20 protein-coding genes are annotated in these 25,300 nt (G+C 55.4%); 5 read left to right on the forward strand and 15 right to left on the reverse strand.

From position 1 onward, the window contains the following. Window positions 1-20: 20 nt before the first annotated feature. The 7 genes from tldD to ACUN8H_RS00510 form a co-directional block, all read right to left on the reverse strand. Window positions 21-1,475, reverse strand: coding sequence for a metalloprotease TldD (gene tldD / locus ACUN8H_RS00480; protein ID WP_445530247.1), 1,455 nt, complete (start codon window positions 1,473-1,475; stop codon window positions 21-23). Continuing rightward, window positions 1,472-5,326 (reverse strand): YhdP family phospholipid transporter, encoded by a 3,855-nt coding sequence (locus ACUN8H_RS00485; RefSeq protein ID WP_445530248.1) that lies wholly within the window; start codon window positions 5,324-5,326, stop codon window positions 1,472-1,474. Before ACUN8H_RS00485 ends, tldD begins: the two co-directional genes overlap by 4 nt. A 2-nt stretch (window positions 5,327-5,328) precedes the next feature. Next, a complete protein-coding gene (gene rng / locus ACUN8H_RS00490) occupies window positions 5,329-6,792 on the reverse strand; it encodes a ribonuclease G (RefSeq protein WP_445530249.1) in 1,464 nt (487 codons plus the stop codon). 65 nt (window positions 6,793-6,857) lie between these two features. Then, the gene (locus ACUN8H_RS00495) at window positions 6,858-7,439 is read right to left on the reverse strand and encodes a Maf family protein (RefSeq protein WP_445531059.1); all 582 of its coding nucleotides are present in this window, start codon (window positions 7,437-7,439) and stop codon (window positions 6,858-6,860) included. A gap of 2 nt (window positions 7,440-7,441) precedes the next feature. Next, complete coding sequence (gene mreD, locus ACUN8H_RS00500; RefSeq protein WP_445530250.1) at window positions 7,442-7,930, reverse strand: rod shape-determining protein MreD; 489 nt, start codon at window positions 7,928-7,930, stop codon at window positions 7,442-7,444. Continuing rightward, window positions 7,930-8,859, reverse strand: coding sequence for a rod shape-determining protein MreC (mreC, locus tag ACUN8H_RS00505; protein WP_445530251.1), 930 nt, complete (start codon window positions 8,857-8,859; stop codon window positions 7,930-7,932). Before mreC ends, mreD begins: the two co-directional genes overlap by 1 nt. Window positions 8,860-8,882: 23 nt before the next feature. Next, window positions 8,883-9,920, reverse strand: a complete 1,038-nt coding sequence (locus tag ACUN8H_RS00510) for a rod shape-determining protein (protein ID WP_007114671.1) — start codon at window positions 9,918-9,920, stop codon at window positions 8,883-8,885. Window positions 9,921-10,148: 228 nt separating this feature from the next. Between ACUN8H_RS00510 and gatC the strand changes: the two genes are divergently transcribed. From gatC to gatB, 3 genes are all read left to right on the forward strand, one after another. After that, window positions 10,149-10,436 (forward strand): Asp-tRNA(Asn)/Glu-tRNA(Gln) amidotransferase subunit GatC, encoded by a 288-nt coding sequence (gatC, locus tag ACUN8H_RS00515; protein ID WP_290695273.1) that lies wholly within the window; start codon window positions 10,149-10,151, stop codon window positions 10,434-10,436. A 71-nt stretch (window positions 10,437-10,507) separates the two neighbouring features. Next, window positions 10,508-11,968: an Asp-tRNA(Asn)/Glu-tRNA(Gln) amidotransferase subunit GatA gene (gene gatA / locus ACUN8H_RS00520; RefSeq protein WP_445530252.1), complete on the forward strand. Its 1,461-nt coding sequence runs from the start codon at window positions 10,508-10,510 to the stop codon at window positions 11,966-11,968. After that, entirely contained in the window at window positions 11,968-13,422 is a 1,455-nt protein-coding gene (gene gatB, locus ACUN8H_RS00525) for an Asp-tRNA(Asn)/Glu-tRNA(Gln) amidotransferase subunit GatB (RefSeq protein ID WP_445530253.1), read from the forward strand. Before gatA ends, gatB begins: the two co-directional genes overlap by 1 nt. 70 nt (window positions 13,423-13,492) lie before the next feature. Here the strand turns inward: gatB and sixA are convergent, their stop codons facing one another. The 4 genes from sixA to ACUN8H_RS00545 all read right to left on the reverse strand — a co-directional run bounded on the left by sixA (window position 13,493) and on the right by ACUN8H_RS00545 (window position 17,613). Beyond that, entirely contained in the window at window positions 13,493-13,972 is a 480-nt protein-coding gene (gene sixA, locus ACUN8H_RS00530) for a phosphohistidine phosphatase SixA (protein WP_445530254.1), read from the reverse strand. Further along, window positions 13,965-15,068, reverse strand: coding sequence for an NAD(P)H-dependent glycerol-3-phosphate dehydrogenase (locus ACUN8H_RS00535; protein WP_445530255.1), 1,104 nt, complete (start codon window positions 15,066-15,068; stop codon window positions 13,965-13,967). Before ACUN8H_RS00535 ends, sixA begins: the two co-directional genes overlap by 8 nt. A gap of 171 nt (window positions 15,069-15,239) precedes the next feature. Beyond that, window positions 15,240-17,144, reverse strand: coding sequence for a molecular chaperone HtpG (gene htpG / locus ACUN8H_RS00540; RefSeq protein WP_445530256.1), 1,905 nt, complete (start codon window positions 17,142-17,144; stop codon window positions 15,240-15,242). Between the two features lie 136 nt (window positions 17,145-17,280). Beyond that, window positions 17,281-17,613, reverse strand: a complete 333-nt coding sequence (locus ACUN8H_RS00545; RefSeq protein ID WP_445530257.1) for a YkvA family protein — start codon at window positions 17,611-17,613, stop codon at window positions 17,281-17,283. Window positions 17,614-17,750: 137 nt separating this feature from the next. Between ACUN8H_RS00545 and ACUN8H_RS00550 the strand changes: the two genes are divergently transcribed. Beyond that, entirely contained in the window at window positions 17,751-19,700 is a 1,950-nt protein-coding gene (locus ACUN8H_RS00550) for a transglycosylase SLT domain-containing protein (RefSeq protein ID WP_445530258.1), read from the forward strand. A 31-nt stretch (window positions 19,701-19,731) separates the two neighbouring features. Here the strand turns inward: ACUN8H_RS00550 and ACUN8H_RS00555 are convergent, their stop codons facing one another. Beyond that, window positions 19,732-20,388, reverse strand: a complete 657-nt coding sequence (locus ACUN8H_RS00555) for a LysE family translocator (protein WP_445530259.1) — start codon at window positions 20,386-20,388, stop codon at window positions 19,732-19,734. Between the two features lie 135 nt (window positions 20,389-20,523). Between ACUN8H_RS00555 and ACUN8H_RS00560 the strand changes: the two genes are divergently transcribed. Beyond that, entirely contained in the window at window positions 20,524-20,727 is a 204-nt protein-coding gene (locus ACUN8H_RS00560) for a cold-shock protein (protein WP_007114660.1), read from the forward strand. Window positions 20,728-20,808: 81 nt separating this feature from the next. On the opposite strand, the gene ACUN8H_RS00565 is transcribed toward ACUN8H_RS00560, so the two are convergent. The 3 genes from ACUN8H_RS00565 to pepN all read right to left on the reverse strand — a co-directional run bounded on the left by ACUN8H_RS00565 (window position 20,809) and on the right by pepN (window position 25,285). Further along, entirely contained in the window at window positions 20,809-21,585 is a 777-nt protein-coding gene (locus ACUN8H_RS00565; protein WP_445530260.1) for a hypothetical protein, read from the reverse strand. A 47-nt stretch (window positions 21,586-21,632) separates the two neighbouring features. Then, on the reverse strand, window positions 21,633-22,592 hold the full coding sequence (yegS, locus tag ACUN8H_RS00570) for a lipid kinase YegS (RefSeq protein ID WP_445530261.1): 960 nt from the start codon (window positions 22,590-22,592) through the stop codon (window positions 21,633-21,635). A gap of 62 nt (window positions 22,593-22,654) precedes the next feature. Beyond that, window positions 22,655-25,285, reverse strand: a complete 2,631-nt coding sequence (gene pepN, locus ACUN8H_RS00575; protein ID WP_445530262.1) for an aminopeptidase N — start codon at window positions 25,283-25,285, stop codon at window positions 22,655-22,657. Window positions 25,286-25,300: the final 15 nt, after the last annotated feature.

The following is a 25,300-nucleotide window of genomic DNA, read 5'->3' on the forward strand; positions in this document are numbered from 1 at the left end:
CCAGTCTTTCAGGCCTGCCCTTAAGACGACTGAGTACCGCCAACGGTCAGCTCATCCAGTTTCAGGGTGGGCTGTCCGACCCCCACCGGTACGCCTTGCCCCTCTTTACCGCACACACCAATCCCGGTGTCCAACGCCATGTCGTGGCCAATCATGGAAACGCGCTGCATGGCTTCCGGACCATTGCCGATTAACGTGGCCCCTTTAACAGGCGCGGTCACCTTACCGTCTTCGATCAGATAAGCTTCACTGGCAGAGAACACAAATTTACCTGAGGTAATATCCACTTGGCCGCCACCGAAGCTCACCGCATAAATGCCTCGCTTGACGCTTTTGATAATATCGCTTGGCTCATCCTGCCCCGCCAGCATGACCGTATTGGTCATACGCGGCATCGGCAAGTGGGCGAAAGACTCGCGCCGCGCATTGCCCGTGGGAGCCATGCCCATCAATCGCGCATTCAGCTTGTCCTGCATATAGCCCGTTAAAATACCGTCTTCAATTAGCGGCGTGTACTGGCCTGGTGTGCCCTCATCATCCACACTCATTGCGCCACGACTATCCGCTATGGTGGCATCGTCCACGATCGTGACACCTTTAGCCGCGACGCGTTTACCCATTTGGCCAGCAAAAGCGGAGCTGCCCTTACGGTTAAAATCGCCTTCAAGGCCATGCCCCACTGCTTCGTGTAGCAATATTCCCGGCCAGCCCGAGGCCAGCACGACGGGCATTTGCCCAGCCGGCGCATCGACGGCTTCCAGGTTGACCAACGCCTGACGAACCGCTTCTTTAGCGTACTGCTCGGCGACTTGATCGTCGCGAAGCTTGGCCATTGAGTAGCGCCCACCACCGCCTGCACTGCCGCGCTCGCGGCGACCATTCTTCACCGCGATAACGCTAACGTTGAAACGTACCAACGGGCGAATATCCGCAGCCAGCGTGCCATCACTGGCCCGTACCAGCACCACCTCATAGGTGCCAGACAGCGAGGCGCTCACCTGGCTGATACTCGGGTCAGCGGCACGGGCTACCCGGTCAGCCTGCTTGAGCATGGCGACTTTTTCTTCCGCACTGAGCCCCGCCAAGGGGTCAATACCGGCATAGCGCGATACTGCGGACACAGGGCGCACCAACTGGCCAGGCAAGCGCTTACCGCTGCGCACAATGCCCGCCGCGGTGCGGCCAGTGTCCATTAGCGCATCCGCTGTGATTTGGTTGGAGTAGGCGAAGCCGGTTTTCTCTCCCGCCAGCGAGCGCACACCGACACCACCATCGATATTATAACTAGCTTCTTTTACCTCACTATCTTCCAGCACCCAGCCTTCTTGCCATGTGCGCTGAAAGTAAAGATCGGCATAATCGATGCCCGCGCCCATGGCGTAGCCCAGCCCCGTTTCCAGGGCTGCTAAATCCAGCCCTCCGGGCGTCAACAGAATGGCGGCAGCCGTTTCTACATCACTTTTATATGCGGTCATTGAGGGCCTTCTAAAGTAACCTGCGGCGAGGTCCAAGGGCCTCGCACGCGATAATGGAGCGTCGTGGCGCGATCTAAGACGTCGCCAAACAACTGATCGGCGAGGAATAGCGCGCCGCCCACGATGGGCGCACCGACGGCAATGGCCGCGATGGGCAAACTTTGCGTCACTGGTAGTGTGACGCCAAGCCGTTGGTCAAGTTCACGTGAGACAAGATCAACACTGCCAGTAAGAGTTAGGGTGGTGGCCGGCGCATCAATTTGCAATGGACCGCGTAGCGTCAATAGTCCGGCGGTGACATCGGCAGTCCCATTGACACGGTCAAAGGCGGTGCCCTGTCCGGTCACGTCGGAAAAATCCAAGCGTAAACGACGTAAGATATTATCGAAATTAAGCAAGCCAATGAGCCGTGCTGGCGCCGACTCCAGCGTGACGAAGCTACCGTCCCGAATATCGGTGCTGATATAACCATCTGAGCGGCTTAGCGCCAACTGCCAAGGCGCCCCCGGCCAATCAAGCGAAGCCACCACATCAGTGCTACGACTGCGTATGGCCACAGGCTGATCAAGACGTTCAAGAGCAGTGCCGATATCTCCGCCCTGAATAGAAATATTCGCGCGAGTATGGCTGGAAACCGAATCGCCTTCCCAATACAGCTCTCCCCGGGCGGAGAGCTGGCCAAGGGTCAAACCAACCGGAGTGAGTGAAAAGCGCTCTCCATCGGTTTTCCAATAAGCCGTTAACGGACCGAAACGGCGTGGTCCCATGGCAATTTCGGCTAACCGCAATCGCCCATTAGGCACATCGGCCAGCCAACCGGGAATGTCGACTGGCTCTTCGCGCTGAGTTTCGACCGCTTGCATCCAGGAGTCTGGCGTAGGCACATCGCTGTCATGCTGCTGGTTAGCCAACGCCATCAAACGATCAAGCGACAACGCTTCAATCGTCATATCCAAAGGCTGCGGCGATTGCGCATTATACTGCAAACGCCCGGTCACAAGATTACCGCTTAAATCCATATCCATGAGGCCACCGTTCATACCTCCGGTAGCACTAAGACTGCCTAAACACTCATCTTGATAAACCACGCAGGGAGTCGTTAAAGCGACTGTTAACGGCACCTGGTCGTTACCACTGCTGGGTTGAGACGCGTCTTTTGCCATCAACGGTACAATTGCCTGCTGCCAAGCCAGCGGGTCAATACGCGGCACATCGGCATCAATGCTTAACCCGACCTGAGTAGGCCAAGTGTGCGCGCGCGTTGCCTCATTGCCTAGATATAGCGACCCGGCAAGGGAGCCATTGCGCTGCTGAAGTCGCGCGGAAGCAATATCAGCCAAACGGCTCTCGACCCGCCCTGCCTGGAGGTCAGCCGTCACGTGCCAGGGCCATGGCTGCTGGGCAGTCTTGGCAAAAGGATCAGGCAAATGACTGGTGACGCCCATTAGGCGACTATCCAAACGCAAGATAGGCGTCGGCAATAGACTGATATTACCCTGCCACTGCAGTTGTCCTTCGAGCGGTAGACGCCCCTGGCGGCCATTCACTCCCGCCAGTTCAAAAAGCTCGGTGGTGGCGAAATTACCCTGCAGAGCAATCGCGTCGCGCTGGGTATTGAAATCTGCCGCTATTGCCCCACCTAGCAATTGACCACTGGCTTCGCCGACGAGCCCGCGGCGCTCCCCGTCTTGGAGCCAAGCAAGATCTCCCTCAACCGCTTGAAGACGTAAACCCAATGGTTGGTAAACGACTTCGGAAAATCTTGGCAGCGCATTAACTTCCAGTTGCAGCGCATCCGGGGTTTCCAAGGGTAAAGAAAGCGCAATACCACCATTTACCTCACCGGTCACACCGAGATCGCTTAACTGAGAAAGGTCCATGTCGGGCATTGCCTGTAAAAAGCTCGTCAAGGCTGCTCCGTCCGCCGTGAGCTGGCCTGACAGCTTGAGCACCTCATTTTCCATGACCACTTCACCTTCTGAAGCGGTGACACCATGGCTTTGCGCATGCGCCACTTCCGCTGCTAACACCTTGTTCTGCCATTTTAGACGCCCTTCCACCTCTTCAAGACGTGGCCACCCCGGCGCAATCGGTAAATGCCCTTGGGTAATCGCCAGCGCCAAGGTGGCGGTAAAATCTTCCGCCGTGACGTCTTTTCCTAGCGGCTGGCTTAACTGCAGCGACCCCTCGGTGACGTAGCCACCAATGTCATCGAGCAGCCAGTCCCGAAGGCCGTCCTCCATTACGCTAAGCGGTAGCCATTGCGCCAGCGGACGGTTTAACGCATCTACCTCACTAAAATCCACATCCAAACCAAAATGACCGCGCTGATTGCCGGTGACCAAACCAAAGCCACCTGTTACCTGCGCGCCATCCCAATCAACGCTAAGGCGTTTACCGCTCACCATCGTATTGGGCCCGTCATACACCCACTCCACTTCCCCTTCGGCGCGGCGTAAGTGCATGGGGTCGGCAAAGAATTCGGGGAAATAGAGGGTGCTGTCGCCGTTACTGCTAAACAGTACACGACCGCGAAAGTCACGTGCCTGCACCCAAGCGTCCAGTGGACCGCCCCCAGGCGCCTGCTGCCAAGGGGAGACCTCGACGCCCGTCAACGCCGCGTCGACACCCCAGCGACCGTCTTCTTGCCCCACATGGAGTCCTTGCACCTGCCCACGAGGTGCCAAGGTTTGTAATACACGGGTCACGGATTCAGGAAGCAAAACATAGTCGCGCCAAGCCGTGAGTGACGCGAGTTCAAAAGCACTGGTGCGCACTTCCCACTGCCCGGGCTGGTGAGTGGCGTGCCAATGGCGTGGCAAAGCGGGGCCAACGCTGCCACCAGGAGGTTGCGCCCACTCGACGCTATCCGCATCGCCACTTAGCCATGCTTCCCCCCCGTCACCGTCACGCTGCCATAAACCGTTAGCCTCAATGTCTCTCAACACGGCGTATTGAACGTTATGACGCAGAGTTAACTGCGGCACATCAACCGCCACCCGCGCCTCTTCAAGTCGCCCAGCGCTCCAACGACCCCATAACCGCGCGCTCCCTCCGGCCTGCTCTAAGTAGGCCGCATGATCAGGGCGAAACATTGCTGCCAGCACCACCAATTGATCAAGCTGAATATCCAGTTGCAGGGCGGCGGAAAAATCGCTAAAGCCTTGCTGGCCAGGCTGCATTTCAACCCTTATTTCAGCGGCAGGAAGGGCCACTTGGCGGGCTTGCTGGAGAGATTCAGCAATGTTGATGGCGCCCTCCAGCCGGGTACGTCGCTCATCGCCGGTCAAGAGCAGGGTTTGCGCATGCAGCATCACGGTGTCGTGTCGGCCGTGCAGAACCACGCGCGTATCATCCACCCATAGACGTTGACGCAGAACGAGACCTGCCCAATCATCGATAGTGGCCAGATCAACATCCGGATCAGCCGCTATCAACATCGGCAATTCGGCAGGCTTAGGCCATTGCCAAGCGGCGCCCTCTCCTTGATAAAGATGGAATTCGGTACCGCTTATCCGGGCATCGCTGAAGATGGGCGCCCAATTGGCAAGCGACGCCCAGATATCCAAACGCAGCCCCGCATGCTGCAAAGAAAACAGCGCTTGGCCATCGGGCGTTTCTGCACGCAGGCCATCCAGGCGTAACAGCAGATCACTACGGGCGAGCGAGAGCGATAAATGCTCAATGGTCACCGGCACGCCAATGCGTGCTTCAAGCAGCGCTTCAATGCGTGGGGTAAGCGCATCGGACTGGCTAATGGCCAGGCGAAACAGCAGCAGCAATACCGCCACACTGCCCAACAGCCAAGCGGCTATCACCAATCCCCAACGCGCCAGCGAACGAGTCTGCATGATTACATCAGTACAATATCGTACTGTTCTTGGGAGTAGTGCTGCTCAACCTGGAATCGAATGGTTTTATTGATAAAGGTTTCCAGGTCTGCCACCGCCGCTGACTCCTCATCCAATAAACGATCAACGACCGGCTGCGAGGCAAGCACCATGTAGGTCTCGGCACTGTATGCGCGCTCTTCACGGAGAATCTCGCGGAAGATTTCATAACAGACGGTTTCTGGAGTCTTAAGTGTTCCGCGACCGCTACAGGTTGGGCAGGCTTCGCAGAGCGTTTGTTCTAAGCTTTCCCGCGTGCGTTTGCGGGTAAGCTGAACAAGCCCGAGCTCGGTCACGCCGGTACATTTGGTCTTGGCATGGTCGCGCTCCAAGGCTTTTTCCAGCACCCGCAATACTTGCCGCTGATGCTCAACATCAATCATATCGATAAAGTCGATAATGATAATGCCGCCTAAATTACGCAGTCGAAGCTGACGGGCAATTGCCGTGGCTGCTTCAAGGTTGGTTTTGAAAATGGTCTCTTCAAGATTGCGGTGGCCCACATAACCACCGGTATTGACGTCAATGGTGGTCATCGCTTCAGTGGGATCAATGACCAAATAGCCACCCGATTTCAGCTGTACCTTGCGGCCTAACGCTTTTTGTATCTCGTCTTCGACGCTGTAGAGATCAAAGATAGGGCGCTCGCCGGGGTAGTACTCGATACGCTCGACGGCATCGGGCATAAATTCTTCGGCGAATTCCACTAGCTTGACGAAGTTTTCCCGTGAATCGATTCGTACTTTTTCGATATCGTCGCGCATCACGTCGCGAAGCGTACGCATAAAGAGCGGTAAATCATCATAAATGACACTTTGTGGCGTGGCGGTGACTTTACGTTCACTCACCTTGCGCCATAGCCGCAGCAAAAAGTGCATGTCGCCTTTCAGCTCTTCATCGCCCACCCCTTCAGCGGCGGTGCGAACAATAAAGCCGCCGGTCACTTCCAACGTTTGCTCGGACACGCTGCTATCCAGCAATGCCTTCAAGCGCTCGCGCTCACGCTCATCTTCAATGCGCTGCGATACGCCATGGTGCGGCGAATCCGGCATATAGACCAAATAGCGTGAGGGGATCGAAAGATGCGTGGTCAAACGCGCCCCTTTGCTACCAATGGGGTCTTTCGTGGCCTGCACCACTAGCGCCTGTCCTTCGTGGAGCAACTGCCCGATGGTTTGTTGTTCATCTGGCGGCGTGCCTGGCGGCATCACTTCATGGGCATGAATAAACGCTGCCCGCTCCAGGCCAATATCAACAAAGGCAGCCTGCATGCCAGGCAACACTCGCACCACTTTGCCTTTGTAGATATTGCCCACGATGCCACGCCGACGGGAGCGTTCGATCAGTGCCTCTTGCAGAACGCCATTTTCAACCAGCGCGACGCGGGTTTCCATTGGCGTTAAATTGATGAGAACTTCACCGCTCATGCAAAATTCCTTATTGGTTGACGTATTCCTTGCCAGCGACGCAGGCGGCGCTCTCATCGAGGCAGTTAAACGCACTGCCAGATTGGCACGCCTTGTTGGCGTAGCAAGTGCGTCGTCTCAAACAGCGGCAACCCTACCACCGCCGAATAACTGCCTTGAATCTGTTTTACAAAGACGGATGCCAAGCCCTGTATCGCATAGCCTCCAGCCTTATCGGCAGGCTCGCCGGTACACCAGTAGGCCGCTATTTCTTGTGCTTCGATTTCACGCATGGTCACCTGGGTCGCGACACAGCAGGAGAGCATGCCTTCCGGCCCACTTACCGCGACGGCGGTAAGCACCTCATGGCTCCGCCCAGAAAGCAGCTGTAACATTTCGGCACCGTGCTTGGCATCTACCGGCTTACCTAGAATACGCCCATCCACCACCACAGCGGTATCTGAACCTAGCGTTGGCAAGTCTGTTAGGGGGGCAACGGCCTCAGCTTTAGCAATTGCCAGACGACGTACGTACGCCGTGGGCGCCTCATCGGCAAGGGGGGTCTCATCGATGTCGCACGGATGCACCGTGACGGGTACCCCAATAGATGCCAATAAAGACCGGCGTCGAGGAGAAGCAGAGGCTAAGCATAAGACGGGCGTTGGCATCGTCATTGCGCAGCCAGCCGACGCTCTAAGGCCTGGAACATCGTCGCCAGCCAAGGCCATAGCAGTGCGCTGATCAGCGAGGGAATTAAAAAAGCTAAGTGGATCGAAAAATCCCCCACCAGCGTGCGTAGCCACTGCGCAACGAGTTGCACTAAACCAAGTAGTACCAGTACCAGGGCGGATTGTTGCACCAGTGAATAAGCCCGGAATCGTGGATACACGAGCGCGCATAGAAACGCGAGCAGCGCATAAATAAGCGCGTGCTGCCCAAGCGCCGTTCCTTCAATTAAATCCATCAAAATACCCAGCACAAAGCCATGAAAAACACCGACCCTGTCAGGCGTTCGCATACACCAGTAGATCAGCATCAGGCCCAGCCACTCCGGGCGGTACACCTGCCAGCCATCGGCTAGCGGCATGACCTGCAGGCATAGCGCCAACAGCAGACTTAGCCATATCGCTAAAATGGGTACTACCGGTGCACGCGCCATCAGGGCACCTCTTGTTCGGGAGTGGCAAGCTGCAGCGAAGAGCGTAACGCCTCGGCCGAAATATCCAGCGTTTCGTCCCACGCTTGCTCATCCACTTCCTTCCGCGGCGGCGGAAATAGCAGTAAGAAGTGACGAGAACGTTGTAGCTGTGCCATGGGTTCGGCCGTTACCCGTGCAAAGGGCTTACCGGGATCGTGAAAGACTTCGGTCACGCGCGCCACGGGGTAACCCGGCGGAAAGCGCCCGGCCAACCCCGATGTCGTCAGCAGGTCACCCTCGCGAATATCAGCCGTATCGGGAACATGCATTACATTCACGCTGTTATAGCGTCCTGCCCCCTGAACGATAAAGCGCAGTCCGTTACGATTGAGTTGAACCGGCAAAGCATGACTGGCATCTGCCAATAGTAGAACGCGGCTGGAGTAGGCCGAAACAGCCGTAATTTGCCCCACCAGACCAGACGCATCGATGACAGGCTGGCCCACGTAGGCACCGTTGCGATGCCCACGGTTAACCACCATCTGATGGCTAAAAGGGTCGTTGTCCAGTGACAGCAGCTCCGCCGTGATATAGGGGATATCTCGGCGATTAGCAGCGTTCAGCAAATCGCGCAGCTCGCTATTTTCAGCGGTCAAATTGGCCATTCGCTGACCACGATGGGAAAGGGTAAGAATCTGCTCACGCAAACGCCGGTTTTCATCCACCAACGCCTGTTGATCAGATAGCGCTAGCGACCCCCAATTGAGCAGGTCGCTAGGCACACTAACCACCCATTGAATGGGCGCGACGACCATCGACATTTGCGCACGCACTTGCTCCATACGCGTAAAGCGCTGGTCGACAAACATCAAAGCACTGGCAGCCAAGGCGCAGAAAAACAGCCGATAACCCGGCAGTGGCCCGTGCGAAAACAGCGGTTTAATAGGCAATCCCCCGCAATTAACCGCTGCGATTAGTCGCTCGACAGCAACTCAAAGGTGTGCTGATCAATCATTTCAAGCGCTTTACCACCGCCGCGGGCAACGCAGGTCAACGGATCTTCAGCCACAATCACCGGCAAACCCGTCTCTTCGGCAATCAGTTTATCCAGGTCGCGCAATAGCGCACCGCCACCTGTTAACACCAAGCCACGCTCGGCAATGTCAGAGGCCAATTCCGGCGGAGACTGCTCAAGGGCGCTCTTAATCGCAGCCACGATGGAGCCTAGCGTTTCTTGCAGCGCTTCGAGGGTTTCGTGGGAATTCAGCGTAAAGCTGCGTGGAATGCCCTCAGCCAGATTACGACCACGCACATCGATCTCGCGCAGTTCGCCACCTGGGTAGGCGCAACCAATTTCTTCTTTAATGCGCTCGGCGGTGGCTTCACCAATCAAGCTGCCGTAGTGGCGGCGCACGTACGCGGTGATCGCCTCATCAAAACGGTCACCGCCTACGCGGATCGATTCTGAATAGACCACGCCATTGAGCGAAATGATCGCAATTTCAGTGGTGCCACCACCAATATCCACGACCATCGACCCTTGCGCTTCATCCACCGGCAGGCCCGCGCCAATCGCTGCGGCCATCGGCTCTTCGATCAAGAACACCTCGCGGGCACCAGCACCCTCTGCCGACTCTCGAATGGCTCGGCGCTCTACCTGCGTTGACATGCAAGGAACGCATACCAGCACGCGTGGGCTGGGGGTCAAGAAGGTGCTTTGATGAACTTTACGGATAAAGTGCTGAAGCATCTGCTCGGTGACGGTAAAGTCGGCGATAACGCCATCTTTCATCGGCCGAATCGCAGTGATATTGCCAGGCGTACGGCCCAGCATTCGCTTGGCATCGGTACCGACTGCCGCAACGCTGCGCATATTGCCTGACTGGCGGATAGCAACCACGGACGGCTCATCAAGCACGATACCGCGACCGCGAACATAAATCAGTGTGTTGGCCGTACCCAGATCGATCGATAGATCGCTGGAAAACAGCCCCCTTAAACGTTTAAACATGGATGTTGTTACCTAGTGCAGACCGGGAACCCTGTGCGGATGCAAACGGTATCACCGCAACCCCCTGGCAGCAAGCACGAGTCGTGCCTAATACTGCCCGTTAAGGCCAATATGTGGTACCTTTTGCGGCTATTTTCCACGTCTGCTACACAAGACGTTTTTTGAATATCGTTATGTATACCGCTCAAAGCGGATATTGTTCCATTACGTTCACGAGGAATATCGATCATGGCGCTTGAAGAATCTCATGTGCGCCGGGCCGCTCACTTGGCCCGACTCGCCGTCAGCGATGACCAAGCCAGCGGCTTTGTAGATGACCTAAGCCGGATTCTGGACATGGTCGACCAGCTACAAAGCCTCGACACTGAGGGCGTTAAACCGCTTGCTCATCCGTTAGACGCGACCCAACGCCTGCGTGCCGATGAAGTCACCGAATCTAACCAGCGCGACACGTTTCAGCGCTGTGCTCCGGCAGTGGAAAACGGCTTGTATCTGGTGCCTCGCGTCGTTGAATAGCAACGCCACCGAATTTGCCCAAGCCACCCACACCGCCTCTTTTTTTCGCCCCTGAACGGAGCTTCCGGGTCATGTATGAGAAAACATTAACGCAACTCGCGGCCTCCTTGAAAAGCGGCGAGTTTTCAAGCCGAGAGCTGACCACTCACTATTTACAGCGCATCGAAAAAGCTGATGGCGAGCTGAACAGTTTTATCAGCGTGACCGCTGAGCAAGCGCTCAAGCATGCCGAATTAGCGGACAGTGCGCGCGCGGCAGGTAACGCTGGTTCGCTGGCTGGGATTCCCCTGGCACTCAAAGACATTTTTTGTACGCGCGATGTCAAAACCAGCTGCGGTTCAAAAATGCTGGATAATTTCATCTCCCCCTACGACGCCACCGTGGTTGAAAAGCTGAATGCAGCGGGCACGATCAGCCTGGGCAAAACCAATATGGATGAGTTCGCCATGGGCTCCTCCAATGAAAACAGCTTTTATGGCCCGGTCAAAAACCCTTGGAATTTAACCGCCGTGCCAGGCGGCAGTTCCGGTGGTAGCGCGGCAGCGGTCGCGGCGGGGTTGGTGCCTGCCGCCATGGGCACCGACACAGGCGGCTCCATCCGCCAGCCCGCAGCGTTTTGCGGCATCACCGGCTTAAAGCCCACCTATGGTCGGGTGTCACGCTTTGGCATCATTGCCTACGCCTCAAGCCTAGATCAGGCAGGCCCCATGGCGCGCAGCGCCGAAGATTGCGCGCATTTACTGGGCGTGATTGCGGGCCACGACAGCCGTGACTCGACCAGCGTCACACGCGGCGTACCCGACTATGTCGAGAGCCTTAACGCGCCGCTGTCAGGTTTGAAGATTGGCCTACCCAAAGAGTATTTTGGCGATGGACTAGACCCTGACGTCGAAAAGGCGGTTCGCGAAGCAGTGAAAGTGTACGAATCGCTGGGCGCGACGGTGCGTGAAGTCAGCCTGCCGCACACGCACTATGCGATCCCGGCCTACTACGTGATTGCTCCCGCGGAAGCGTCTTCCAACTTGTCACGCTACGACGGCGTGCGCTTTGGCCACCGCTGTGAAAACCCCAGCGACCTGATCGACCTGTATACCCGCTCACGTGCTGAAGGGTTCGGTGAAGAGGTCAAACGCCGCATCCTAATTGGCACCCACACGCTGTCGGAAGGCTTTTTTGACGCCTACTACACCAAAGCGCAAAAAGTCCGCCGCCTGATTCGCCAAGACTTCTTGGATGCCTTTGAAGACGTGGACGTGCTGATGGGCCCTGCTTCTCCCACTCCCGCTTTTGATCTGGGCGCTAAAAAAGATCCGGTCTCGATGTATCTCCAGGATATATACACCATCGCGGTTAACCTGGCAGGCATCCCCGGCATCAGCGTGCCGGCCGGTTTTTCCAATGGCCGCCCCGTGGGACTGCAGATCCTGGGCACCCACTTTGCCGAAGCGCAGTTGCTGAACGTCGCCCACCAGTTTCAACAAGCGACCGATTGGCACCTACAACGTCCTGCCTTTGCCGAGGAGTACGCCTAATGCAATGGGAAACCGTGATTGGGCTTGAAGTCCACGTCCAGCTCGCAACGCGTTCCAAAATTTTTTCCGGCGCCTCGACAGCGTTTGGTGCAGAGCCCAATACCCAAGCGTGTGCGGTCGATTTAGGCCTGCCCGGTGCGCTGCCAGTGCTCAACGAACAGGCCGTGGCGATGGCCGTGCAGTTCGGCTTGGCCGTGCATGCGGATATCGCAGAAGTATCGGTATTCGACCGTAAGAACTACTTCTACCCTGACCTACCCAAGGGCTATCAGACCAGCCAGATGTATCATCCCATTGTCGGGCCGGGCGATGTTGAAATTACCCTGGAAGATGGCGCCACCAAACTTATCCGCATTCACCATGCCCACCTTGAAGAAGATGCTGGTAAATCGCTGCATGAAGATTTTCATGGCATGACCGGTATCGACCTGAATCGGGCCGGCACCCCACTGCTGGAAATCGTTTCAGAGCCCGATATGCGTAGCGCGAAAGAGGCCGCGGCGTATCTCAAGGCGATCCACTCGATCGTAACCTACCTGGGCATTTCTGATGGCAACATGGCGGAAGGCTCAATGCGCTGCGACGTTAACGTTTCAGTGCGCCCCACCGGCCAGGAAGCCTTTGGCACGCGAGCAGAGATTAAAAACGTCAACTCCTTCCGCTTTGTCGAACGCGCCATCGCCTTTGAAGTCGAGCGCCAGATCGAGCTAATCGAAGATGGCGGCAGCGTAGTGCAGGAAACTCGCCTATTCGATCCGGATCGCGATGAAACCCGCAGCATGCGCACCAAGGAAGAAGCCAACGACTACCGGTACTTCCCCTGCCCTGACCTGCTGCCGGTGGTGTTGGATCAAGCTTACCTGGACCACCTGCGCAGCCAGTTGCCTGAGTTGCCCGCCGACAAGCGCGAGCGGTTCCAAAACGAGCTGGGGCTGTCGGCTTATGATGCCAACGTCATTTCGGCCAGCCGTGATATGGCCGAGTTTTTTGAGGCGGTGCATAAAGAGTGCGGCGATGCCAAGCAGGCGGCTAACTGGGTACAGGGTGAGCTTTCCGGCGCGCTTAATCGCGAAAACCTGAGCATTGCCAATAGCCCTATCTCTGCGCGCCAGCTAGGCGAGCTGATCAGTCGCGTGCTGGACGACACCATCAACGGCAAAGCAGCTAAAGAGGTGTTTCAAGCGCTGTGGAATGGCCAGGACGAGTCCGCCGATGCCATTATTGATGCCAAAGGGCTCAAGCAGGTCACCGATACCGGTGCGATTGAAGCGATGATTGATCAAGTGATCGCCGACAGCCCCGCCCAAGTTGCCCAGTACCGCGACTCGGAGCCGGAAAAACGCGGCAAGATGATCGGCTATTTTGTGGGTCAGGTAATGAAAGCATCACGTGGCACCGCCAACCCACAACAGGTGAATGGCTTGCTAAAAGAGAAGCTCGACGCACTGCTGTAAGCGTAAGGCTGCCTGAAAGCGCTCCCCCCCTAGCGGCTGCCTCGGCAGCCGCTTTTGGTGGCGATGCTCATCAAAGCTGGCTGGGCTGAGTAAAACGCTTCAGCTGGGCACAGCCCGCAGCCCATACATCCGCTTCAAGCTCAGCAATGGCAGCAGTGGGAAAACCAAGCCCTTGCGCAGGCGCCCCCTCCACCAGCAGTCCTGCCAAGTCACCCACCAATGGCATATGGCTCACCAGCATAATCGGTGCGCCCTCAGGCTGCTCAAGCAGCCAGTCGCTCACAGCACCGGGAGAGTCGTCAGGGGTGATAAAGTCTAACGTTTCAAGGCGAATACCCAGTGCCTCACACAGCGCTTGCGCGGTTTGCTGCGCCCGTACATAGGGGCTCGCGTAGAGCGCGGGCAGGGGCAGCTCACCCGTCGCCACGCGCTCGGCCAACCAGCGGGCCATGGTATCGGCCTCTTGCTTGCCGCGCAGTATCAAGCGACGCGTAGCATCGGGATATCCCGGTTCCGCTTCGCCATGGCGCATGATCAGTATATCAGCCATGCGAGCCTCCCTTATTTTCAGCGGAAGGCGCTCGGTCATAATAGGCTTGTTCGCGGTGGGCCTGCTGAACGGCTTCACGGGGCAAAATAAACTCTACATCACTGCTCTGCTCTCCCATCATTAGGGTGCGTGCCATCTCCTGAGCTGGCACGCCATCGAACAACACATGATTAAGCCCTTCCGCCAGCGGCATATAAACGCCCATCTCACTCGCTTTGGCGCATACCAGCTTAACAGTGTTTACCCCTTCCGCCACTTGGCCAAGGGAGTCGATCGCTTCTTCAAGCGTCCGCCCCTCTCCCATCGCATAGCCGACCCGGTAGTTACGCGAAAGATTGGACGAACAGGTAACGATCAAGTCACCAACACCTGCCAAGCCAAGAAATGTCATCGGATTGGCACCCTGCGCTACAGCAAAACGGCTCATTTCGGCCAGCGCGCGGGTCATCAGCATGCTGCGGGTGTTTTCACCCATTCCCAGCGCTGCCGCCATACCGGCAGCAATGGCATAAATATTTTTTAGTGCGCCCCCTAACTCGACACCGTGCCGATCATCGCTGGCGTAAACACGGAAATAGCGACAGCCCAGTGCTTGCTGAACACGGGTGCGGGTTAGCGGGTCCGCGCTGGCGATAACGGTTGCAGTTAACTGTTTATCAGCAATTTCAGAGGCGAGGTTAGGCCCGGCAATAACGCCAATGTGGCTATAGCCGGTTTCTTGCTCGAGCACTTGGCTCATCAGCAAGAAACCATCCTGCTCGATCCCTTTCGTGGTACTGACCAGAATCTGCTCTGGGGTCAGCCACGCTTTTGCCGCCTGCACCACGCTGCGAAACGCCTTTGATGGAATCGCAATCAGCACGAGCGACGCTTCAGCCAACACGGCCTGCAGATCGGTAGAGGCCTCCACCGCTGGGTTCATTGCGTAGTGAGGGAGATAGCGCCCATTACGGTGCTCATGATTAATTTGCGCGACCAGTGCCTCGTCACGCATCCACTGACGGACCCGGGCGCCATTATCGGCGGCAATACTCGCCAATGCCGTACCGAAACTACCGCCCCCGAGTACGGCGACCTTGATTTGCTGCTCAGCCATGATGGTGTCCTAAAAAGTCTCGCAGAACGTGCACGTCCACTCTATCAAAACTCGCCCGCTAAAACAGACGGCCCGCTTGGGTAACCAAACGGGCCGTCTTAGGCACTGATAGAGGAAGCGCTTTTTTGTTGCTAAATGTTAACCAATAGCGCCCTGAGTAAAGCGCTTACCCTAAGCGGTCAGCACACTGTTAAGACGCTTCACATAGGCGGCGGGATCATCCAGATGACCGCCTTCAGCAATAATGGCTTGATCCAGCAAAATGTAGGAGAGCTGCGTGAAGAGGTCACCTTCAGCACCTTCCAAGCGGGCCACGAGCGCATGGCTAGGGTTGAGCTCAAGAATCGGCTTCACCTCCGGCAACGGCTGACCCGCCGCTTCCATAATGCGACGCATTTGATAGCCCATTTCGTGTTCCGGCAATACCACACAAGCCGGCGAATCGGTCAGTCGATGGGTGATTTTCACTTCCTGCACCCCGTCACCGAGCGCCTCTTTAACACGCTTGACCAACGCTTCTTTCGCTTTAGCTGTCTCTTCTTGGGCTTTTTTCTCATCGGCGTCTTCGACATCACCCAAGTCCAGCTCGCCCTTGGCTACATCGGCAAAGGTTTTACCGTCAAACTCGGTGAGATGGCTCATTAGCCAGTCGTCAATACGGTCCGACAGCAGAAGGACTTCGATGCCTTTTTTACGGAAAATCTCCAGGTGCGGGCTATTTTTAGCCGCATTGAAGCTATCCGCCACCACGTAATAGATCTTCTTCTGGCCTTCTTTCATACGCTCGACATAGTCAGCCAGCGCATGTTCCTGAGTAGCGGTATCGGTGTGAGTCGAAGCAAAGCGCAACAAACCAGCGATCTTTTCGCGGTTAGACGGATCTTCGCCCGGTCCTTCTTTCAATACGCTACCAAAGGTATTCCAGAAGGTTTGATACTGCTCTTTGTCCTTGGCGAGTTTCTTGAGCATGTCCAAGCCACGCTTGGTGAGCGCCGACTTGATTTTTTCGACATTGGGATCTTGCTGAAGTAATTCACGAGAAACGTTGAGCGACAGCTCGCGGGTGTCCAGCACACCTTTAATAAAGCGCAGATATAGCGGCAGGAACTGTTCGGCATCATCCATAATAAAGACACGCTGAACGTAGAGCTTCACCCCTCGCGCCCCATCACGGTCGAACATATCAAACGGTGCACGGCCTGGCACATACAGCAGGCTAGTGTACTCAAGCTTGCCTTCGACTTTGTTGTGGCTCCAGGTTAACGGGTCGGAGAAATCATGGGCAACGTGCTTGTAGAACGCCTTGTACTCGTCGTCGGAAACCTCGCTCTTGGGGCGTGACCAAAGGGCCGTGGCCTCATTAACGGTTTCCCAGGTCGTTACTTCACTGCCTTCAATACTGTTGCCTTCGTCGTCCTTCGCCGTTTCGGTTTTCGGCATACGCACAGGCACTTCGATATGATCCGAGTATTTCCGTACTAGACCTTGGAGTCGGTAATCATCGGCGAACTCTTTAGCATCCTCTTTCAGGTGCAGGGTAATTTCGGTGCCGTGCTGGGCACGCTCGATATCAGCAACGGTAAATTCGCCTTCCCCTTTTGAACGCCATTCCACGCCTTCACTGGCATCGGTACCTGCTTTACGGGTACGCACGGCAATTTCGTCAGCAACAATAAAGCCCGAGTAAAAACCAACGCCGAACTGGCCGATCAGTTTGGCGTCTTTCTGCTGCTCGCCAGAAAGCTGCTTGAGGAACTCAGCCGTCCCGGAGCGCGCGATTGTCCCTAAGTTAGCGATCACATCCTCGCGGTTCATACCTACACCGTTGTCACGCAAGGTGATAGTGTTGGCGTCGCGGTCATGCTCGATTTCGATACGCAGCTCACTGTCACCTTCGTAGAGCGCATCGTTATCAAGCGCCGCGTAACGCAGCTTATCGCAGGCATCGGCGGCGTTTGAGATAAGTTCGCGTAAAAAAATCTCCCGATTGGAATACAGGGAATGGATCATTAAATTTAGGAGCTGCTTAACTTCCGTTTGAAAGCCAAGTGTTTCTTCGTGGGTAGCAGTAGTCATGCGCTTAGCCCTTATGGATCACGTTAAGTCACTTGTCTCTGCTGATTAAACAGCAGAGACATAATAGGTTTCGTAGATCAGATATGGGGATAAGCAGCGCTTTTTCAAGCAGCTGGGAGTAAGAAACAGGCGTGGTTTAAGAAGGCGTTACATCAGGATCACTATATTTCCAGGCACGATAGCCTTCCAGACGCTGATCGATTCGGTTTAGCAGCCAGCCTACAATCAGCACATCATCTACTACGCCAATCAGCATGAGAAAGTCAGGTATCAAGTCAAACGGCAGTACCAAATAGCCCAGCGCTAAGGCCATCATGCCAAATGCCGACCAGGGAATGGGACGAAAATCACCGCGTACCACGTCACGCGTCATGGGTATAAATAGTTTCAGCGCACGCACGATACGTTTTGTCGCCCAAACGCGGGATTTGAGTCGACGCAGGAACCACCAAGTGGATAATGGGGCCATCGTAATTAAATCCTCCAAGTATTTGGGCAGTCAGATGATGGTTATCTACATTCGTTCAGTATAGCGGCTGCTTAATATTTTCTGTGGGCCGCTTCCACTGCGCTTAAATAGCATTAAATTGACAGAGAGAGAGCACCATGCTGGTTTCAACCTTTCGTCGTACCGCTCGCCTGCTAGGTACCGCGCTGCTGGTGGGTCTACCCGCGTTTTCATGGGCCGCCTCAGATAGCGAATTACGCGATGCCCTGGCTGCCGCCAGAGAGCAACAATGGGAGCGGGTGAATAGTCGTTCGATAGAAAGCCACCCCCTGCGGGGCTATGTGGAGTATCACCGGTTACGAGGGCAACTGCCTAATCTTTCCGCTGACGCTATAAATGGCTTTATCAATCAGTACGCTGACTCCCCCCTGGCGGGTTGGATGCGCGGGCAAGCCATTGCAAAATTTGGTCATGCTGGGCGTTACAACGACTTGCTAGCAGTGGCTGACGGCGAGCCTGCTGGCGCAGCGCGGCAGTGCTACTACTATATGGCACTGCTTGCTACACAGCCTCAACTAGCCAGTGAAGCGGGCCTTGAACTATGGCTTACGGGCAGCTCTCAGCCCGACGCCTGCGATCCCTTATTTAACCGCCTGCGGGCGGATGGCACTATTGATGCCGCCGCTATTTGGGAGCGCAAAATGCTGGCTTGGCAGGCCGGAGAAATGCGCCTTTCAAATTATCTAAGCGGGCTATTAAACGGCCAGTGGCAAACCGCGCTGGCGGCAGTGGACAGCGCTACCACCACCCCTCGTGCAATTACTCAGTTCCCCTCCTGTCTAGGACCGGAGTGTGCGGCCACCGCTAGCTTTTATCAGGCTGCCATGCAGCGTTTTACACGGGACGATACACCCGCCGCGTTTGCCGCCTGGCAGGCACTGTCTCCACGATTGAGCTTGCTCCCTAGCGACCGCGCTGTGATTGAGGAAGAGCTGGCGTTCTATGCACTGGTGCGCGATGTACCGGGCACCCTTAGCTGGATTGACAGCGTACTGCCAACGCTTGAGAGCGAGCGTGTACTAGAGCTACGTGTACGCCATTCGCTGGCGAACCGTGATTGGAATGGTGTGCTCCATTGGATTGCCGAAATGCCGGTGGACCAGCAAGAAAATAGTCGCTGGCAGTACTGGCTGGGGCGGGCAAACGCCCAGCTTGGCAACCATACAGCCGCCGAGGAACGCTACCAGCAGGCAGCGACAGACCGCAGTTTTTACGGCTTTGCAGCCGCCGAAAAACTCGGCCAGCCCTATCAGTTGAATAGGGAACGCAATCATTTTGATGAAGCGTCACGGCAACGGATCGCGCAACTACCTACCGTTCAGCGCACCGAGGCATTACTTCGTATTGGAGAAGATGGACTAGCCAATAGCGAGTGGTTAAACGCTGTGCAGAATGGCACGCCGCAACAAGCTCGCGCGTTAGCCGACTATGCTGCTCAACAGCAGTGGCATGCTCGCCTGGTGCAAACCACCATTGCTGCCGAAATGTGGGATGCCCTTGATTGGCGTTTTCCGCAGGCCTACTACGATAGCTTTCAGCATTGGGGGCAACTCACTGGCGTTGATCCTTACCTGCTAATGGCCATTGCCCGTCGGGAAAGTGCGTACAACCCTGACGCCCTTTCACCAGCCGGCGCACGGGGCTTGATGCAACTAATGCCAGGCACTGCTAGCCAAGTCAGCCGCGAACTGGGTATCAGCGATCCTGGTCCCTATGGCGTGTTAGATCCGGCACTCAATATTCGCCTGGGAAGCACCTATTTGCGCGACAAGTTACAGCGCTACCAAGGAAATCGTCTGGCAGCCGCTGCTGCCTATAATGCGGGCCCTGGACGTGTTGACCAGTGGTTGGGCGATGGCGTAGAGGCGTTTGATCTATTCGTGGAAAGTATCCCTTTCCGCGAAACGCGGGACTATGTACAAGCAGTGCTTAGCTATCGGGTGATTTACGAGAGCCTTGCCAACGGGGGCAGTAGTGAAGGCGTTTCGCTACTAAGCGAAAACGAGCAGCAGGTGCGCTATGACCGAGCCCTGCTTGCTCGCCGCTAAATAAACTTCTCCCCTCTTCACAGTGCCCGGTTTATATCGGGCGCTGTGTTAATGCCAGACGAATACCAAACACCACCAATACGGCCCCCGTAGCAGCGTTCAAGGTTTGCGCGAATCGTGCGTTAGCAAGCCACTTACCGGCACTTCCCACCATCATTACCACACTGATCTGCCAAACATTCGCAATGATGAAGTGCACTCCGGCAAGCCAAAGCGATTTCAGTAGAGCAGGATCGCCAGGCGCGATGAACTGAGGCAGAAAGGCCATGTAGAACACCACCGTTTTGGGGTTCAACACATTGGAAAGAAAGCCCTCTTTGATCGGCTGCCAACGAGAAACACTTGGCGCGTTGCTGCTCACCCCACCGATGGGAAGCGCCTGCCCTCGGCGTGCTGCCAACAAACTGGTAATGCCAAGCCAAATCAAGTAAGCCGCGCCAACCAACTTCAGCATATGAAATGCCCAGGCAGATTGCAGCAGAATGAGTGAGATACCTAATGCTGAAATAGTGGCATGGACAAACAGTCCACAGCAAATAGCCACACTGGTGGTAATACCATCCCGCACGCCTCCCCGCGCCGTGTTCCGAATGACTAACAGCGTATCCACTCCTGGGCTAATCGTTAATAGCGTGATAGCCAATAGGAAGGAAAGAAACTGGGCGTCGATAAAACCTAGCTGCATCATAGAACTCTACTCATCATGAAATAAAAAATCTTAGGAATGACGCTGGACGACAGCGGAGTTTACATCTAGAGTGATTGTAGCGGGTGGACAATAGAGTTTCCCGTTTGAATATTAAGCACGTTAAGGAAATAGAAAATGGCAACTGGCACAGTTAAGTGGTTCAACGATACTAAAGGCTTCGGCTTCATCTCTCCTGATGATGGCGGAGACGATCTGTTCGCCCACTTCTCCGAAATTCAAGCTGAAGGCTTCAAGACCCTGCAAGATGGTCAAAAAGTCAGCTTTGAAGTGACTCAGGGTAAAAAAGGCCTTCAGGCTTCTAACATCCGCCCAGCTTAATTGCTAACGGATGGACAAAGGCCCGCTCATGCGGGCCTTTTTTATGGCTAAGATTTATACCCTGGCCGTAAACGCTACCGTTCACTCCTCACGGCTGCGATTGGCTGTCGAGCTATCCTCATTGGTATCAGACCCACTCGCGCCACCATTATCCGATTCGATCGCTGGCCCGGTCTCCGCCTCACGGCTCTCAAGTTCCTGAAACTGCTCTTCCAGATTCTGCTGAGCTTCTTCAAAGCGACGCTCTGTATCTTCAATCAGCGCCTCGACATCGGTTGCCTCTCGGTTATCCTCCAAGGGCGTCCGTTCTGGAAGGCTGCTGTTTTCATCGAACCCAGCGGAGAAGTCTTCACTTTCCATTGGCTCTGAGGTGGGTGCCTGCTGTTCAATCTCTTGAAACTGCTCTTCAAGACGCTGCTCTGCTTCTTCAAAACGACGCTCAGTTTCAGCAATCATTTCATCGACGTCTGAACGGGTTGCCTCCCCTGGCATGGCGCTCTCTTCATCAAGCACCTCATCAGGGTCGGCAGCAAGCGTGTCTTCTTCGGCTTCCACCGCGGTTGCGTCAGCTGCAGAATTATCGCCATTTGGGCTTTCGTTTCCTTCACGCATCGCTTCCGCTTGTTCAAGCTCTTCAGCTGCTTGCTGTGCCTCAAGATCATCTTCTACCTGCTCGGGGCTATCCCTTTCTACCGCGTTTTCAGCCGCCTCGGGCGCCTCTTCGTTGCGCACTGCCTCATCATCCGTTACCTCAGAATTATCTTCTGGTGCCACGGTGGGATCTTCCTGGGAGTCACCGCAGGCACTCAGTAAGAGTGCTATGGCGGCAACGGCAGGTATCCAAACACGATTGGCCATTCGATACTCTCCTTGAAAAAAAACGATTAAAAGCTGAAAAAATACCGTTAAGGCTTGCTAGAGGGAGTTAGCAAAGGGCAATCCTCAGGTAACAGCACTCGCAGGGCAAGCGGCACCACTTCGGCACAAAAATGGTCGTAAAAGCGTGCCTCGCCATCCAGCGTCAAGGGCCAGGGTGGGTCCCCCGGCTGGGTCGTCACCTTTAATTGCGTGGTGGTGAAATAGCGCACGAACCGGCCTTCATAAGGAAAACTTTGTAGCTCACTGATCAACTTGGTCAGTTCTGTCACCGAACTAAAGTCCTTCACCAACAGCACATCCAAGCGGCCATCATCTAGCTTCGCTCTCGGCCCCAGCACTTGACCGCCGCCTGACTGGCGGCCATTGCCCAGCGCCAACAGTAATAACGATGCAATTTCTTCTTTTTCATCCCAGTGCAGCGTGCCACGATAGCTGCGGTGACGCCATGCCTTAAGCGCCCCCATCAATGAGTATGCTCCCCCGCCCAATAACCGCTTTAGGGTTTTCGGGGTTGAGGAGGTAATTTCGGCACCAAACCCACCGGTCGTCATATTAATGTAGTAGCTGGTAGACGACTCATCTTCAGACCCCGCCGTCACACGGACAACGTCAATGGGATAAGCACGTAGTGTTCTTGCAACTGCCAAGGCTGCGCCTGGCTCTAACGGCAGCCCAACGGAGGTGGCAAAATCATTGGCGCTGCCTAATGGCACAATGCCTAGCACCGGGCGACGATCATGGGGCAATCGCATCAGCCCATTCATGACTTCACTTACCGTGCCGTCACCACCGCAGGCAATGACATGAGTGACACCCATAGCATCTGACAACTCAGCAATATCAGCAGCGTCACCTCCCTCCCAGGTAGCGCGGACGGTAATTTGCATCCCTGCTTGGCGTTGTTCGTTGACTGCTTCACGCAATGCCGGACTGCCGGCAGATTTACCATTGATGATAAGTAAATAGTGTTGCTGAGAGTCTGTCACCGTTGCTGTTCCTTTCCTTGGTTAACTGCTTTTGCCCACTATGCCTATGCGTCCACCTGCATCTATGCCAATGCTTTCTCGACCACCTCGTACACGTTTGAAGACAGCGGCTGTTGCCTAATACGTTCTAGCTGAGACCGCATTAATGCTTGGCGGGTTTCATCAAAACGCTGCCAGCGTGTGAGCGGCGTGACGAGACGTGCAGCTATTTCTGGATTAAGTCGGTTAAGCTCGATTACCACATCGGCCAAAAGCTGGTAACCCTGACCATCCAAGCGGTGGAAATTCACCCGGTTTTGGGCAAATGCACCAATCAGGGCACGCACCTTATTGGGGTTTTTAAGTGAAAATGCGGGGTGCTGCATCAGGTACTTCACACGCTCCAGCACATCTTCTTGGGGGCGAGAGACCTGAATAGAGAACCACTGATCCATTACCAGCGGGTCATGCGCCCATTTTTCACCAAATGCTTTCAACGCTGGCGAGGCCAAATCATCGCGATCACTATGAACCAATAATGTCAGCGCTTGACGCACATCGGTCATATTATGATCGGCGGCAAACTGTGCTTCACACAGTGCTAACCCTTGCTCGTCTTCAATCGACATGAGATAGGAGAGCGCAACGTTTTTCAGGCTGCGCTGGGCAATTTGCTCTGGTGTCGGTGCGAACGGCTCTTCCGTTACATTGGCGTCATAAACTGACAAAAACTCTTCACGTAACGCCAAGGCCAACGACTGGCGCACAAATTCACGCGCCGCGTGAATGGCATCAACATCGACAATCGGCTGCTGTTCCGCGATGTAGGCTTCTGACGGCAGCGTCAACATTTCTGCCAAGACTGCTTTATCGCTCATCGAGCCGGTCAGTAGCGCCTTAAAGGCATCGACAACACGGCTATCCATTACCTTTTCCACGCCGTTACGATGCGCAGCAATCAGGTCGTCCAACGCCAATAGCGCTAAGCGTTGTCCGGCATCCCAACGGTTGAAGCCATCGTTATCATGGGTCAACAGGAAGGCAAGATCCTCTCTTGAATAGGGAAAATGCAGCTTAACGGGTGCGGAAAATGCACGTAACAACGAGGGCACCGGCGCTTCGGCAACATCGGTAAACACAAAGGTCTGCTCATCGTCACGCAAGTGAATAACGGCGTCTTTACCTATCTTTTCGCCATCGAGCGACAGGGTGAGATCTTGGCCCGATTTGGTACCCACCAACCCCATACGAATAGGTATGTGCAGCGGCAATTTATCCGGCTGGCCGGGCGTCGCCGGTGTGCGCTGACGCAACGTTAAATGGTATTCGCTATGCACATAGTCATACTCGCCGTGGGCATCAATTTCCGGTGTACCTGCCTGAGAGTACCAGCGCATAAACTGGCTAAAATCCTCGCCAGAAGCTTCCGCCATGCAGGCTACAAAATCTTCGATCGTCACGGCCTGACCATCAAATCGCTCGAAGTAAAGATCTGAGCCGCGCCGGAAATTCTCTTCGCCGACTAGATTGCGCAGCATACGCACCACTTCTGCGCCCTTCTCATAAATGGTCAGGGTGTAGAAGTTGGTAATTTCAATAAAGTGCTCAGGGCGAATAGGATGCGCCGTGGGGCAAGCGTCTTCGGCAAACTGGGCCGTACGGAAAAAAGAGACATCTTGGATGCGCTTGACCGGCGCTGAGTTGGTATCCGCCGAAAAGCACTGGTCACGAAATACGGTAAAGCCCTCTTTCAGTGAGAGCTGGAACCAGTCGCGACAGGTGACGCGGTTGCCGGACCAGTTGTGGAAGTATTCATGGGCCACGATACCTTCCACATTCTGGAACGCTGCATCGGTGGCGGTGTTGGGGTGGGTCAGCACGGCCGCGGAGTTAAAGATGTTAAGGCCTTTATTCTCCATCGCTCCCATATTGAAATCATTGACAGCAACGACCATGAAGAGGTCCAAGTCATACTCACGACCATACGTGTGTTCATCCCAGGCCATGGCACGCTTTAAAGAGGCCATCGCGTGCTCGGTTTTATCCAGGTTCTCTTTCTCGACCCAAATCTGTAGCGCGACGTTTCTGCCACTCATGGTGATGAAGTGGTCTTCAACGCAATGTAAATTCCCGGCCACCAGTGCAAACAGATAGCAGGGTTTGGGATGCGGATCCTCCCAGGTCACAAAATGACGCCCGTTTTCCATTTCACCGCGCGCGATAGGGTTGCCGTTTGCCAGCAGTACCGGTTCTCGCTGCTGGTCGCCAACCACAGTGACCTTGAAAGTCGCCATGACATCCGGGCGGTCAGGGTAAAAGGTAATCCGGCGAAAGCCTTCCGCTTCGCATTGCGTACAGTACATGCCGTTAGATTGATACAGGCCTTCTAGCGCAGTGTTCTCACTGGGCGCGATTTCCACCTCGCTTTCTAGCACAAACGATTCAGGCACGTCATCAATACGCAGAGACGCTGTATCCAGCTGATAAGCACTTTCATCTAGTGGCTTTGCGTCGATCGACAAGGAGATAAGCTTTAGATGCTCTCCGTTGAGCACAAGCGGCGCATTAGCGTCAGCGTCGGCATGACGCTCCATCAACAGTCGCGCTTTCACACGGGTCGCGGCGGGGTCAAGATCAAACGTCAGCTCGGTATGAGTTACCCGGTAGGCGGGCGGCTGGTAGTCGCTTAAATAAACCGGCTGCGGATCAGACATAGTGCGTGACTCCTG

This window comes from Vreelandella sp. V005, from assembly GCF_052645115.1.